Below are 14,067 nucleotides of genomic sequence, written 5' to 3'. Positions count from 1 at the left end.
CGGTTCGAGCCGCGCGTGGACCCCCGTCCGGACGACGCCGCCTGGCCGGTGGCGCAGTGGCCGCCGCCGCCCGGCACGGTGCTGCGCGGCACCTGGGTGGAGCTGACGCCGGCGACCCAGCACGACGCGCACGGCCTGCGCACCGCGCTCGACCACGACCCGGTCTGGCAGCACCTGGCCGGCGGCCCGCTGCCCGACGACCAGGCGGCCCGCGGCTGGATCCGCACGGTGCTCGACCGCGGCTGGTTCCCGTGGACTGTGCGGCTGCGCGCGGACGTCGGCCAGCGCCGGGCCGGGTCCGTCGTGGGCTGGACGTCGTACCTCGAGATCTCGCCCAACGACGCCCGGCTCGAGATCGGCAACACCGCCTACGACCCGGGCGTGTGGGGCGGCGTCGTCAACCCGGAGTGCAAGCTGCTGCTGCTGTCGTACGCCTTCGACGAGCTCGCCATGGGCCGGGTGCAGCTCAAGACCGACATCCGCAACGTGCGCTCCCAGCGCGCCATCGCGCGCCTCGGTGCCACCTACGAGGGGGTGCTGCGCCGCTACCAGCGCCGCGGCGACGGCACCGTCCGCGACACCGTGATGTTCTCGATCGTGGCCGAGGAGTGGGCGCAGGTCCGCGCGACCCTCTCCGACAGGGTGTCGGCGTACGGCGTGCCTGCCTGACAGGCTGCCCGTGACGCCCGGGAAGTCCGGGACCTACCCTGGCGGCATCACGTCGACCCGGGAGAAGACCACATGACCCACGACCTCACGCCCGACCCCGCCGAGGGACGTCGCGTCCACGACCTCGACCGCGCCCACGTCTTCCACTCCTGGTCCGCCCAGGGGGCGCTCGACCCGATGGTGCTCGCGGGCGGTGAGGGCTCGTACGTGTGGGACTACGACGGCACCCGCTACCTGGACTTCTCCAGCCAGCTGGTCAACGTCAACATCGGCCACCAGCACCCCAAGGTGGTCGCGGCGATCCAGGAGCAGGCCGCCACGCTGGCGACCATCGCCCCGCAGCACGCCAACGCCGCACGCGGCGAGGCGGCGCACCGGATCGCCGAGATCTCGCCGGAGGGCATGAACAAGGTCTTCTTCACCAACGGCGGTGCCGACGCCAACGAGAACGCCATCCGCATGGCGCGCCTGCACACCGGACGCCGCAAGGTGCTCTCGTTCTACCGCAGCTACCACGGCAACACCGGCGCCTCGATCGTCTCCACCGGCGACCCGCGCCGCTGGCCCAACGAGTACGCCGACGGCCACGTGCACTTCTTCGGCCCCTACGCCTACCGCTCTGCCTTCTGGGCCGCCGACGAGGCGCAGGAGTGCGAGCGCGCGCTCGAGCACCTCGAGCAGGTGATCACGATGGAGGGTCCGTCCACCATCGCCGCGATCCTCATCGAGTCCGTCGTGGGCACCGCGGGCGTGCTGGTCCCGCCGCCCGGCTACCTGCCCGGCGTGCGGGCGCTGGCCGACAAGCACGGCATCGTGCTGATCCTCGACGAGGTGATGGCCGGGTTCGGCCGCTGCGGCACCTGGTGGGCCTTCGAGAACTTCGACGTCGTCCCGGACCTCATCACCTTCGCCAAGGGCTCCAACTCCGGCTACGTCCCCGTCGGCGGCGTCGTCATCAGCGACCCGATCGCGCACACCTTCGACGACCGCGTGTTCCCCGGCGGGCTCACCTACTCCGGCCACCCGCTGGCCTGCGCGTCGATCGTCGCCTCGATGGACGCCTTCCGCGAGGAGGGCATCGTCGAGAACGCCAAGCGCATCGGCGACGAGGTGCTCGGCCCCGGCCTGCGCGAGCTGGCCGACCGGCACCCGGTGATCGGCGAGGTGCGCGGCCTCGGCGTCTTCTGGGCGCTCGACCTCGTGACCGACCGCGCCACCCGCGAGCCCCTCGCGCCCTACGGCGGCAGCTCGCCGGCGATGGGCGAGCTCGTCGCCGAGAGCAAGAAGCGCGGTCTGCTGCCCTTCACCAACTTCAACCGCATGCACGTCGTGCCGCCGTGCACCGTCACCGACGCCGAGGCCAAGGAGGGCCTGGCGATCATCGACGAGGTGCTCACGGTGGTCGACAAGCACTACATGGGGGCCTGACCTCCGCACGCCCGCCGACGGTGCCCGCGTCCCGCACGGACGCGGGCACCGTCGCGTCCGGGGCCGACGACGCCCGTCCCGACGAGCTGCCGGCCCGGCCGCCGCCCGACGGCGGGACGACGGCCACGCGTGCACCCGGTGCGCGTGGGTCGCCAGGTCGCGCCTCCGGACGGCCGGGACCGGCAGGTCACGGGTCGGACGGCAGGGGCGACCGCGGGCGTCGGCGTCGGTAGGGTCGCCCGCGTGAAGGTGCTGGTCCTCGGATCCGGAGCCCGCGAGCACGCCCTGGTCCGCGCCCTGCGCGAGGACCCCGTGGTGGAGGAGCTGCACGCCGCGCCGGGCAACGCCGGGATCGCGGCCGACGCCACCGTGCACCCGTGCGACCTCACCGACCCGGACGCCCCCGCCGCGCTGGCGCAGTGGCTCGGCGTCGACCTCGTGTTGATCGGCCCCGAGGGGCCCCTCGTCGCCGGTGCCGCCGACCGCATCCGCGCGGCCGGGATCGCGGCCTTCGGGCCGGACGCGCCGGCCGCCCGCCTCGAGGGCAGCAAGGCCTTCGCCAAGGAGGTCATGGCCTGCGCCGGCGTGCCCACCGCGATGGCCCACGTGTGCGAGCGGCTCGAGGAGGTCGAGACCGCCTTCGACCAGTTCGGCGCGCCGTACGTCGTCAAGGACGACGGGCTGGCCGCGGGCAAGGGCGTCGTCGTCACCGACGACCGCGCCGTCGCGCTCGAGCACGCCCGCGCGTGCCTGGACAAGGACGCCGGGCGCGTCGTCGTGGAGGAGTACCTCGACGGCCCCGAGGTGTCGCTGTTCTGCCTCAGCGACGGCGAGCACGTGGTGCCGCTCCAGCCGGCCCAGGACTTCAAGCGCGTGGGCGACGGCGACGCCGGGCCCAACACCGGCGGCATGGGCGCCTACTCGCCGCTCGACTGGGCTCCCGAGGGCCTCGTGGCCGACGTCGTCGAGCGCGTGGTGCAGCCGGTGGTCGACGAGCTGCGCCACCGGGGCACGCCGTTCGTCGGGCTGGTCTACGCCGGGCTCGCGCTCACCTCGCGCGGCCTGCGCGTGATCGAGTTCAACGCCCGCTTCGGCGACCCCGAGACCCAGGTGGTGCTCGCCCGGCTGCGCACCCCGCTCGCCCACGTGCTGCACGCCGCGGCCACCGGCGGTCTGCACGACCTCGAGGACCTGCGGTGGCACGACGGCGCCGCCGTCACCGTGGTGGTGGCCGCCGAGAACTACCCGGGCACCCCCGTCACCGGGCGCGTGATCACCGGGCTCGACGACGCGGATGCTGTCGAAGGCGCCTACGTGCTGCACGCCGGCACCGCGCACGCCGAGGACGGCTCGGTGGTCTCCACGGGCGGCCGGGTGCTCAGCGTCGTCGGGGTCGGGGCGGATCTCTCGCAGGCCCGCGAGCACGCGTACGACGCGGTCGCGCGGATCGGGCTCGAGGGCTCGCACCACCGCACCGACATCGGCCTGGCCGCCGCCCGTGGCGAGGTCCGCGCGCTGGTCCCCTGAGGCGGCCGGCCGGGGCCACGGCCGGCGTGCAACCTGCCGGCGGGTCGTCGGCGTCTGACGGGGTGAGGCCGCGCCGCGGCCTCGGCCGGGAGCGGACGGGGGTGCGATGAGCGCGACGCCGGGGCCTCCCGACTTCGAGCAGTTCGTCGCTGCCCGGCGTCCGTCGCTGCGGCGCACGGCGTACCTCATCTGCGGCGACTGGGACCGGGCGGAGGACGCCGTGCAGGACGCGCTCGCGCGCCTGTTCGTGCACTGGCGCCGGGCCTCGCGGGCCGACTCGGTCGACGCCTACGCCCGGCGGGCCGTCGTCAACGCGGTGCTCTCCGACGGCCGGCGCGCGTGGCGGCGCGAGCGCGCCACCGACACGGTGCCGGAGACGTCGTACGCCGACCACGCCGACGCGGTCGGCTCCCGCGCGGCGATCGCGTCCGCGCTGGCCTCGCTCGGCCCGAGCCAGCGCGCGATCGTCGTCCTGCGCTACTGGGACGACCTCTCGGTGGAGGAGACAGCCGCGGTGCTGCGCTGCTCGACCGGCAACGTGAAGAGCCAGGCCGCCCGCGGCCTCGCGCGGCTGCGCGAGGCGCTCGCGGACGTGGAGGTGGACCATGACTGACCCCGTCGGACCTTGGGGCGAGGACGACGCGCGCGCCCGTCACGACGTCCGCTCCGCGCTCGGGCTGCTGCTCGCCGACGAGCCGGGCGCCGTGTGGTCGCCGGCCGACGACGCCGTCCGCGGCCGCACCCTGCAGCGCCGCCGCCGGACGCGCACCCTCGGCGCCACCGGCCTCGCCGTCGCCCTCGTGCTGGTCGCCGCCCTCGCCGGCCCGCTCCGTCCCGGTGCGTCGGACGGGCCGCCCCTGCCCCCGGCGGGTCCGACGCAGTCGGTGGATCCGGCGGACCCCGTCGTCCAGGCGCTCGCCCGTTTCGGTCTCCGCGCGACCGCGGTCAGCGACGGACCGAGCACTGCGGCGGGGGTGTCCTCGCGCACGTACTCCGTGTCCCCGTCCGACCTGTCGTCCGTCGCGACACTGGAGATCTCGTCTTATGCGCAGCCGCGAGCCGCGGCCGACGCCGGTCTACGCGCCGGGAGCGCCCTCCACCGGTGCGGCTCCGCATGTGCGATCAGCGGGGGCGGCAGCCGGCGTTGCGCCGCCGAGGGTGGATGCCCGGCCGAGTACTGGGCCAACGCCTCCACGGACGTGGAGGCCGACATCCCGCGCGGCTCGCTCGTGCTCGCCCAGTACTACGAGGACGGGACCGAGGTCGACGGGATCGCGACTCCGATGCGCTGCGGGAGCTGCCAGCCGCTCGCCTTCCTCAGCACGGACGAGCTCAGCCAGGTCCTGCTGGCCGCCGGGAAGCCTCGACCGCTGTCGTCGTCGGGAGCCCCAGAGCCCGGCCTGGCGAGCTGCCGGTACGGCGACGTGAAGCCCGTCCCCGAGGTCGACCCGATCCCGACGCCGTTCGGCGTTGTCGCGCTGCGCGTGCACCTCTACCCGCGCAACCCGGACGTGCACTGCACGCTCGACGGCATCCCCGCGGTGCGGCCGTTCTCGGGCGGCAAGGTCGTGGACGGCGTCACCGCGCAGCGCGGCGACCCGGGCGGCCCGGTGACGCTCGGGCCCGGCGAGGCGACGTTCGGCGTGATGCTCGGCGGCTGCTTCGCCTCGGCCCCGGACGCGCTGCGCGTGACGCTGCCCGGCGACACCTCCACGGCCGACGTCTCGGTCGCGCCCCTCGTGTCGACCAGCTCCTTCGACTGCTCGCGCGGCTCCGCCCCGTGGGTCACGGTGAGCGGGTTCGCGGTCGCCACGACGGGCTCGGGCACATCCGCAGCCCCGGGCGGGGGGAGCGCCTCGGCCTCGGCCGCGTCGCCGACGCCGGTGGCCTCGGCGCCGGACGGCGCCCGCGCCCTGACGGCCGCGCAGGCCAGCGCCTCGGGCGTGCGGCGGTGCACGCTGGCCGACCTGCGCGTCACCCAGCCCTGGGCCGACGGCGCCACCGGCTGGAACCTGCGCGGCCTGCGCGTCACGAACACCTCGGCCAGCAGCTGCGTCGTCGGCGGGTGGCCCTTGGTGGGCCTGGTGGCGGGCGGCCGTGCGGTGCAGGTGCCCGAGACCGACGGCGCCGGCGGGTTCGGCCTCGCCCCCGCGCCGTACGCCGTGCTGCTCCCAGGCGGGGCCTCGGCGGAGGCGCTGGTCGCCAAGTTCCGCTGCGAAGTCCGCACGAGCGGACCGGTGTCTGCCCTGCGCGTGTCGCTGCCCGGGTCCGCGCAGACCGTCGACGTCGCGGTCTCCGGTCTGTCGATGTGCGCCGCGCCGGACGCGCAGGCCAACAACCTCCTCTCCGTGTCGTCGTTCGCCGTGCCACGTTCCTGACCCGACACCTCCCGCCGGCGACCGGCACTCCGGGTCGGTCGGTGCGCCGTCCCCGGCGGCGGCACCTGAGAGGATGGGCCGTCGTCGTCCGCCGACCCCCGGGCGACGGCCTCGCCCCGACCGTGAAGGCCAGCGCATGCCCAGCACTCCCGCGATCCCCGACGTCCTCGCCTCGCGCTACGCGAGCACGGCCATGGCGACGATCTGGTCGCCCGAGCACAAGATCGTCCTCGAGCGGCGGCTGTGGATCGCCGTCCTGCGCGCCCAGCGCGACCTCGGGATCGACGTGCCGGACGGCGTCGTGGAGGCCTACGAGGCGGTGGTCGACCAGGTCGACCTCGGGTCGATCCGCGAGCGGGAGAAGGTCACCCGGCACGACGTGAAGGCGCGGATCGAGGAGTTCTCCGCGCTCGCGGGCCACGAGCACGTGCACAAGGGCATGACCAGCCGCGACCTCACCGAGAACGTCGAGCAGCTCCAGGTGCTCTCGTCGATGCAGCTCACCCGCGACAAGGTCGTCGCCGTGCTGGCGCGGCTGGCGGCCCACGCCGTCGAGTACGACGAGCTCGCCATCGCCGGGCGCTCGCACAACGTCGCGGCGCAGATGACCACGCTGGGCAAGCGGTTCGCCAGCGCCGCCGACGAGCTGCTCGTGGCGCACCGCCGGCTCGAGGAGCTCATCGCCCGCTACCCGCTGCGCGGCGTCAAGGGCCCGATGGGCACCGCGCAGGACATGCTCGACCTGCTCGACGGCGACCAGGGCAAGCTCGACGAGCTCGAGGACCGCGTCGCCGCGCACCTCGGCTTCACGCACGTGTTCACCAGCGTCGGCCAGGTCTACCCGCGCTCGCTCGACCACGACGTGGTCTCGGCGCTCGTGCAGCTCGCGGCGGGGCCGTCGTCGTTCGCGATGACCCTGCGGCTCATGGCGGGCAACGAGCTGGTCACCGAGGGGTTCCAGCCGGGGCAGGTCGGCTCCTCGGCCATGCCGCACAAGATGAACAGCCGCTCGGCCGAGCGCATCAACGGCTTCGCCGTGGTGCTGCGCGGCTACGCCTCGATGGTGGCCGAGCTCGCCGGCGCGCAGTGGAACGAGGGCGACGTCTTCTGCTCGGTGGTGCGCCGGGTCGCCCTGCCCGACGCGTTCTTCACCATCGACGGGCTGCTGGAGACCTTCCTCACCGTGCTCGACGAGTTCGGCGCCTACCCCGCGGTGGCCGAGCGCGAGCTGCGCCGCTACCTGCCCTTCCTCGCCACCACCAAGGTGCTCATCGCCGCCGTGAAGAACGGTGTCGGCCGGGAGGCAGCGCACGAGGCGATCAAGGAGCACGCGGTGGCCGTCGGGCTCGAGATGCGCGAGAAGGGCACCGAGCACAACGACCTCTTCGACCGCCTGGCGGCCGACCCCCGCCTCGGCCTCACCCGCGAGCAGCTCGACGAGCTCGTCTCCGAGCCCATCGAGTTCACCGGTGCCGCTCGCGCCCAGGTGGCCGCCGTCGTCGACGAGGTGGAGCACCTGGTCGCCGAGCGCCCCGACGCCGCCGTCTACGCCCCCGAGCCCATCCTCTGACCAGACCCCCCCGTCGTTACTGCCCGAACGACCGGAGACCGGGCCCGGATCCGCGCTTTCGGGCAGTAACGACGGTGGGGGGTCGCGGGTAGGGTCGGGACGTGGCCAGCGCCCAGAGCATCCCCGCCCCCACCTACCAGCTCCCTGAGGGCTACCGGCACGTCTACTCCGGCAAGGTCCGCGACCTCTACGAGGACCCGGACGGCCGCCTGCTGTTCGTGGCCAGCGACCGCATCTCGGCCTACGACTGGGTGCTCCCGACGCCGATCCCGGACAAGGGCCGGATCCTCACGGCCATGAGCCTGTGGTGGTTCGACCGGCTCTCGGACATCGTGCCCAACCACGTCATCACCACCCGGGTGCCGGACTCCGTGGCCCGTCGCGCCATGGTGTGCAGCCGCCTCGACATGTTCCCGGTCGAGTGCGTCGCCCGCGGCTACCTCACCGGCTCGGGCCTGGCCGAGTACGCCGAGACCCGCGCGGTCTGCGGCGTCGGCCTGCCGCCCGGGCTGGTCGACGGCTCGAAGTTGCCCAAGCCGATCTTCACCCCCGCCACCAAGGCCGCCCTCGGCGACCACGACGAGAACGTCACCTTCGACCAGGTGGTCGCCACGGTCGGGCAGGACGAGGCGCAGACCCTGCGCCGGCTCACGCTCCAGGTGTACGAGCGCGCGGCCTCGATCGCCGCCGAGCGCGGCATCATCCTCGCCGACACCAAGCTCGAGTTCGGCTCCCGCCCGGACGGCAGCATCGTGCTGGCCGACGAGGTGCTCACCCCCGACTCGAGCCGCTACTGGCCGGCCGACACCTGGGAGCCCGGCCACGCGCAGGTGTCCTACGACAAGCAGTTCGTGCGCGACTGGCTCACCTCGCCCGCCTCCGGCTGGGACCGGCACTCCGGCGAGGCGCCCCCGCCGCTGCCCGACGACGTCGTCGAGCGCACCCGGGAGAAGTACGTCGAGGCCTACGAGCGGCTCACCGGCAAGCGCTTCGCCTGACCAGCACCCCGCCCGTCCCTCGGGCCGCCCCTCGGTCGTCCGCCACCCCGGCCGCGCGCGCCACCGCCTGCGGCTCGGGACGCGGAGCCGACCGTCCGGCCCTCAGGTCGCGGACATCCGGCGGACAGACCACCGCCAGGCGCCCTGGCTAGGGTTGCCGCCATGACATGGCTGGTCACCGGTGGCGCCGGGTACGTCGGCTCGCACGTCGTCCGCGCGTTCCTCGACGAGGGCCTGACCGTCGTCGTCCTGGACGACCTCTCCAGCGGACGCCGCGAGTTCCTGCCCGACGGCGTGCCGCTGGTGGAGGGCTCGATCACCGACGCCGCCACGGTGGCCGGCGTGCTGCGCGAGCACGGGGTCACCGGTGTCGTGCACGTGGCGGCGCTGAAGTACGCGGGGGTGTCCGTGCGCGAGCCGCTGGAGTCCTACCGCGTCAACGTCGAGGGCACCCGCGTGCTGCTCGCCGAGTGCGTGCGGGCCGGCGTGCGCGACGTCGTGTTCTCCAGCTCGGCCGCGGTGTTCGGCACTCCCGACGTCGACCTGGTCACCGAGGACACCGACAAGCGGCCGGAGTCGCCCTACGGCGAGGGCAAGCTGATCGGCGAGTGGCTGCTGCGCGACGTCGCGCGGGCCGACGAGCTGGCCGGCCGGCCGCCGCTGCGGCACACCAGCCTGCGCTACTTCAACGTCGTGGGCTCCGGCTCGCCCGAGGTCTACGACGTCAGCCCGCACAACCTGTTCCCGATCCTGCTCGACGCCGTCCTGCGCGGCGAGACGTTCACGGTCAACGGCGAGGACTATCCGACCCCGGACGGCTCGTGCGTGCGCGACTACATCCACGTCGCCGACGTCGCCACCGCCCACGTGGCGGCCGCCCGGGCGCTGGCCTCGGGCGCCCCCCTGGCCCCGGCGTACAACCTCGGCCTGGGCCGCGGGGTGTCGGTGAAGGAGATCATCGCCGCCGTGGAGGCGGAGGTGGGCCGCCCCGTGCCTTACGCGGTGGGGGCTCGGCGCCCCGGCGACCCGGCCCGGATCGTCACCTCGGCCGCCCGCGCGGAGGCCGACCTGGGCTGGCGGGCCACCCACGACCTGGCCGCCATGGTCTCCTCGGCCTGGGCGGCCTGGTCCGGGGCGGCGGCCGCGGGCACCGCCCGCCTGGGCTGAGGCGGGCGCACCGGTCGAGGCCCGGCAACGGGACCGGCGCGGCGTGCGCCCGCTCGCTCCGGCGGAGAGTGGCACCCCCGCGGACGGATAGGATGCGGCGTACCGCCTGACCACCCCTCCCCCTGGAGCGCTCCGTGGCCCGCGTCGTCGTCGACGTCATGCTCAAGCCCGAGATCCTCGACCCGCAGGGCAAGGCCGTCGAGGGCGCGCTCGGCCGCCTCGGCCTCGCCGGGGTCACCTCCGTCCGCCAGGGCAAGTCCTTCGCGCTCGAGCTCGACGGCGAGGTCGACGAGGCCCGGCTGGCGCAGATCCACGAGCTGGCCGGCTCGCTGCTGTCCAACCCGGTGATCGAGGACTACGTCGTCCGCGAGGTCACCGCATGAGGGTCGGGGTCGTCACCTTCCCCGGCTCGCTCGACGACCGCGACGCCGCCCGCGCGGTGCGGGTCGCCGGCGGTGAGGCGGTCGAGCTCTGGCACGGCGACGCCGACCTGCACGCGGTCGACGCCGTGGTGCTGCCCGGCGGCTTCTCCTACGGCGACTACCTGCGGTGCGGCGCGATCGCCCGCTTCGCGCCCGTGATGGGCCCGCTCGTGGCCGCGGCCGAGGGCGGGCTGCCCGTGCTCGGCATCTGCAACGGCTTCCAGGTGCTCTGCGAGTCGCACCTGCTGCCCGGTGCGCTGGTGCGCAACGACCACCTGCACTTCATCTGCCGCGACCAGCGCCTGCGCATCGAGTCGACCTCCACCGCGTGGACCTCGGCGTACGACGAGGGGCAGGAGATCGTGGTGCCGCTCAAGAACGGCGAGGGCGGCTACGTCGCCGACGAGGCCACGCTCGACCGGCTCGAGGGGGAGGGCCGCGTCGTGGCCCGCTACCTCGAGCTCAACCCCAACGGCAGCCGTCGCGACATCGCCGGCATCAGCAACGCCCGCGGCAACGTCGTAGGCCTGATGCCGCACCCCGAGCACGCCGTCGAGCCGCTCACCGGCCCGAGCACCGACGGGCTCGGCTTCTTCACCTCGATCCTGAAGGGTCTCGTCGAGGCATGACGACCGGCCAGCGCCACACCGACACCGTCGCCGACGCGTACGCCCACCCGGAGCGCGAGCAGCCGTACGCCCAGCTGGGCCTGCGCGACAACGAGTACGCCGACATCCGCGAGATCCTCGGCCGCCGCCCCACCAGCGCGGAGCTCGCGATGTACAGCGTGATGTGGAGCGAGCACTGCTCCTACAAGTCCAGCAAGGTGCACCTGCGCCAGTTCGGCGAGAAGAAGCCGGAGACCGACACGCTGCTGGTGGGCATCGGCGAGAACGCCGGCGTGGTCGACATCGGCCAGGGCTGGGCGGTCACCTTCAAGGTGGAGTCGCACAACCACCCGTCCTACGTCGAGCCCTACCAGGGAGCCGCGACCGGCATCGGCGGGATCGTGCGCGACATCATCTCGATGGGCGCGCGCCCGGTCGCGGTGATGGACCCGCTGCGCTTCGGCGCCGCCGACCACCCCGACACCCACCGCGTGCTGCCCGGCGTCGTGGCCGGCATCGGCGGCTACGGCAACTGCCTCGGCCTGCCCAACATCGGCGGCGAGGTCGTCTTTGACCCGTGCTACCAGGGCAACCCCCTCGTCAACGCGCTGTGCGTCGGCACGCTGCGCCACGAGGACATCCACCTCGCGAGCGCGCGCGGTGTCGGCAACCTCGTCGTGCTCTACGGCGCCAAGACCGGCGGCGACGGCATCGGCGGCGCCTCGATCCTCGCGTCGGAGACGTTCGAGGACGGCGGCCCCACCAAGCGCCCGGCGGTGCAGGTGGGCGACCCGTTCATGGAGAAGCTGCTCATCGAGTGCACGCTCGAGCTGCTCCACGCCGGGCTCGTGGAGGGCATCCAGGACCTCGGCGCCGCCGGCATCTCCTGCGCCACCAGCGAGCTCGCGAGCAACGGCGAGGGCGGCATGCACGTGACGCTCGACGCCGTCCCTCTGCGCGACGCGACGCTGACGCCGGAGGAGATCCTCATGAGCGAGTCGCAGGAGCGCATGGCGGCGGTCGTGACGCCGGACAACCTCGACGCGTTCCTCGCGATCTGCGCCAAGTGGGACGTCGACGCCGACGTGATCGGCGAGGTCACCGGCACCGGCCGGCTCGTGATCGAGTGGCACGGCGAGGTGATCGTCGACGTCCCTCCGCGCACCGTGGCCCACGACGGCCCGGTCTACCAGCGCCCCTACGCCCGGCCCGCCTGGCAGGACGACCTCCAGGCCGCCAGCCCTGACGGCCTCGAGCGGCCGTTCACCGCGATCTCGCTGCACGACACCGTGCTGCGCCTGGTCGGCTCGCCCAACCTCGCCTCCAAGACCTGGGTCACCCAGCAGTACGACCGCTACGTGCTCGGCAACACCGTGCTCGCGCAGCCCGAAGACGCCGGCGTCGTGCGCGTCGACGAGGAGAGCGGCCTCGGCGTCGCTCTCGCGACGGACTGCAACGGCCGCTTCGCCAAGCTCGACCCGTACGCCGGCGCCCAGCTGGCGCTGGCCGAGGCCTACCGCAACGTGGCGGCCACCGGCGCGCGGCCGCTCGCCGTCACCAACTGTCTCAACTTCGGCTCGCCTGAGGACCCGGACGTGATGTGGCAGTTCGAGCGGGCCGTCACCGGCCTGGCCGACGCGTGCCAGCAGCTGGGCATCCCGGTCACCGGCGGCAACGTCAGCTTCTACAACCAGACCGGCGACGTCGCGATCCACCCGACCCCGGTGGTCGGCGTCCTCGGGGTGATGCAGGACGTCGCGCGGCGCACGCCGATGGCTTTCGGCGCGGCCGGCGACGTCGTGCTGCTGCTGGGCGAGACCCGCGACGAGCTGGCCGGCTCGGAGTGGGCGCACGTCGTCCATGGCCACCTCGGCGGGCTGCCGCCGGCGGTGGACCTCGAGGCGGAGCGGGCGCTGGCCGAGGTGCTCGTGGCGGCCTCCGAGCGCGGGCTGGCGACGGCCGCGCACGACGTGAGCGACGGCGGCCTCGCCCAGGCGCTGGTCGAGATGGCGCTGCGCGCCGGCTCGGGCGCCACGATCCACGTACCGGACGACGCGGACGCCTTCGTGCTGCTGCTCTCGGAGTCGACGGCCCGAGCCGTCGTCACGTGCGCTCCCGCATCGGCCGCCGAGCTCGAGTCGCTCGCCGCGGCGCACGGCGTCCCCGTGATGCGGCTCGGCGAGGTGACCGGCGGCGACGAGCTGCGCGTGGGGCCGGCGTTCGGCGAGACCATCGCCTGGTCGCTGCACGACCTGCGCGCTGCGGCCGACGCGACGTTCCCCGCGCTGTTCGGCTGACCGCTCGGGGCGCCGGCCGGCGCCTGCGCTCGACCTGACCCGGGAGAGGTGGGACGTGACGACGTACCTGATCACCTTCGCCGCAGGGGCGATGGACCACGTCCCGGACGACGAGCTGCCCGCGGTCGCCGACGCCGCGCACGCGGTGGCCCGCGAGGCCATCGCCGCCGGGGTCTACGTGCTGGCGGGCGGTCTCGTCCATGCTCCGGCGAGCGTCGTGACGCCCGACGGTGCTGTCACTGAAGGCACGCCGCCCGGCGCCGTCAGCGGGATCACGGTGGTCGACGTCACCACGCGCGAGGACGCGCTGGCCTGGGCTGCCAAGGTGGCCGCCGCGTGCCGCTGCGCCCAGGAGGTCCGCGAGCTCGGCTCCGACCCCGAGCTCGACGCGATGCTCCGGGGCGCCTCCGCCGGGTGATCCGCGGGCGCGGGCCCGTTCTCTGGCGCCCTCGTCGCGCACCGTCGTCGACTGCAGGATGCACTGTCGCGGTCATGCGGTGTGCGCCGCCGATCGCAAGGGCGGCATCTCGTGCTGCCGCCGTCGTGCCGGCTGATCGCGTCGTGCGCCCGGGCGGGCGGGGGTCCGCTGCGCCCGCGCCGTGAGCAAGTCGGCGACCGCAAGGGCGGCATCTCGTGCTGCCGCCGTCGTGCCGGCTGATCGCATCGTGCGCCCTGGCGGGCGGGGACCGCGGCGTGCGCTGTGCGCGAGTCGGCGACGGTGTCCTGACTCCTCCGGTCGCCTCTCCGCCGTCCACACCCTGTGGACAGTCGAGCGGCGAAATCCCTTGGGATTGCTGGGGATTGAGGGTTGTGCCTGTCGGTGGTCTCCGATAGCATTCCTACATTCGTTCGAACCCCAGCCGACCTCGTGGGAGGTGCCTGATGACCGCCGTCGACGACCGGGACACCACCCCCGGCTTCGGTCCGGTGGGTCTCGGGTTCCACCCGGACTGGGACGTGCACGACCCGATCGCGTGGCTGACCGGCGATCCGAGCGCTCTTC

The 14,067-nt window shown here is 74.2% G+C and carries 12 protein-coding genes; all 12 read left to right on the top strand.

What is annotated here, in order from left to right:
* Positions 1-48: 48 nt before the first annotated feature.
* The 12 genes from GC157_15520 to GC157_15465 all read left to right on the top strand — a co-directional run bounded on the left by GC157_15520 (position 49) and on the right by GC157_15465 (position 13,482).
* Positions 49-669: a GNAT family N-acetyltransferase gene (locus tag GC157_15520; protein ID MBI1378866.1), complete on the top strand. Its 621-nt coding sequence runs from the start codon at positions 49-51 to the stop codon at positions 667-669.
* A gap of 72 nt (positions 670-741) precedes the next feature.
* The gene (locus tag GC157_15515) at positions 742-2,097 is read left to right on the top strand and encodes an aminotransferase class III-fold pyridoxal phosphate-dependent enzyme (protein ID MBI1378865.1); all 1,356 of its coding nucleotides are present in this window, start codon (positions 742-744) and stop codon (positions 2,095-2,097) included.
* Positions 2,098-2,340: 243 nt separating this feature from the next.
* The gene (gene purD / locus GC157_15510) at positions 2,341-3,624 is read left to right on the top strand and encodes a phosphoribosylamine--glycine ligase (GenBank protein ID MBI1378864.1); all 1,284 of its coding nucleotides are present in this window, start codon (positions 2,341-2,343) and stop codon (positions 3,622-3,624) included.
* Positions 3,625-3,730: 106 nt separating this feature from the next.
* Entirely contained in the window at positions 3,731-4,237 is a 507-nt protein-coding gene (locus tag GC157_15505; GenBank protein MBI1378863.1) for a SigE family RNA polymerase sigma factor, read from the top strand.
* The gene (locus GC157_15500) at positions 4,230-6,002 is read left to right on the top strand and encodes a DUF4232 domain-containing protein (GenBank protein MBI1378862.1); all 1,773 of its coding nucleotides are present in this window, start codon (positions 4,230-4,232) and stop codon (positions 6,000-6,002) included. Before GC157_15505 ends, GC157_15500 begins: the two co-directional genes overlap by 8 nt.
* Before the next feature lie 136 nt (positions 6,003-6,138).
* On the top strand, positions 6,139-7,572 hold the full coding sequence (locus GC157_15495) for an adenylosuccinate lyase (GenBank protein ID MBI1378861.1): 1,434 nt from the start codon (positions 6,139-6,141) through the stop codon (positions 7,570-7,572).
* 119 nt (positions 7,573-7,691) lie between these two features.
* The gene (locus GC157_15490; protein ID MBI1378860.1) at positions 7,692-8,570 is read left to right on the top strand and encodes a phosphoribosylaminoimidazolesuccinocarboxamide synthase; all 879 of its coding nucleotides are present in this window, start codon (positions 7,692-7,694) and stop codon (positions 8,568-8,570) included.
* A gap of 162 nt (positions 8,571-8,732) precedes the next feature.
* Positions 8,733-9,737 (top strand): UDP-glucose 4-epimerase GalE, encoded by a 1,005-nt coding sequence (galE, locus tag GC157_15485; GenBank protein MBI1378859.1) that lies wholly within the window; start codon positions 8,733-8,735, stop codon positions 9,735-9,737.
* Positions 9,738-9,871: 134 nt separating this feature from the next.
* The gene (gene purS, locus GC157_15480; protein MBI1378858.1) at positions 9,872-10,120 is read left to right on the top strand and encodes a phosphoribosylformylglycinamidine synthase subunit PurS; all 249 of its coding nucleotides are present in this window, start codon (positions 9,872-9,874) and stop codon (positions 10,118-10,120) included.
* Entirely contained in the window at positions 10,117-10,788 is a 672-nt protein-coding gene (gene purQ, locus GC157_15475) for a phosphoribosylformylglycinamidine synthase subunit PurQ (GenBank protein MBI1378857.1), read from the top strand. The genes purS and purQ overlap by 4 nt, the downstream gene beginning before the upstream one ends.
* Positions 10,785-13,064, top strand: coding sequence for a phosphoribosylformylglycinamidine synthase subunit PurL (gene purL / locus GC157_15470; protein ID MBI1378856.1), 2,280 nt, complete (start codon positions 10,785-10,787; stop codon positions 13,062-13,064). Before purQ ends, purL begins: the two co-directional genes overlap by 4 nt.
* Before the next feature lie 55 nt (positions 13,065-13,119).
* Positions 13,120-13,482 (top strand): hypothetical protein, encoded by a 363-nt coding sequence (locus GC157_15465; protein MBI1378855.1) that lies wholly within the window; start codon positions 13,120-13,122, stop codon positions 13,480-13,482.
* Positions 13,483-14,067: the final 585 nt, after the last annotated feature.

This window comes from Frankiales bacterium (assembly GCA_016125335.1).
Lineage (GTDB): Bacteria > Actinomycetota > Actinomycetes > S36-B12 > CAIYMF01 > Longivirga.
This window is presented reverse-complemented; position numbering and strand designations above follow the sequence as displayed.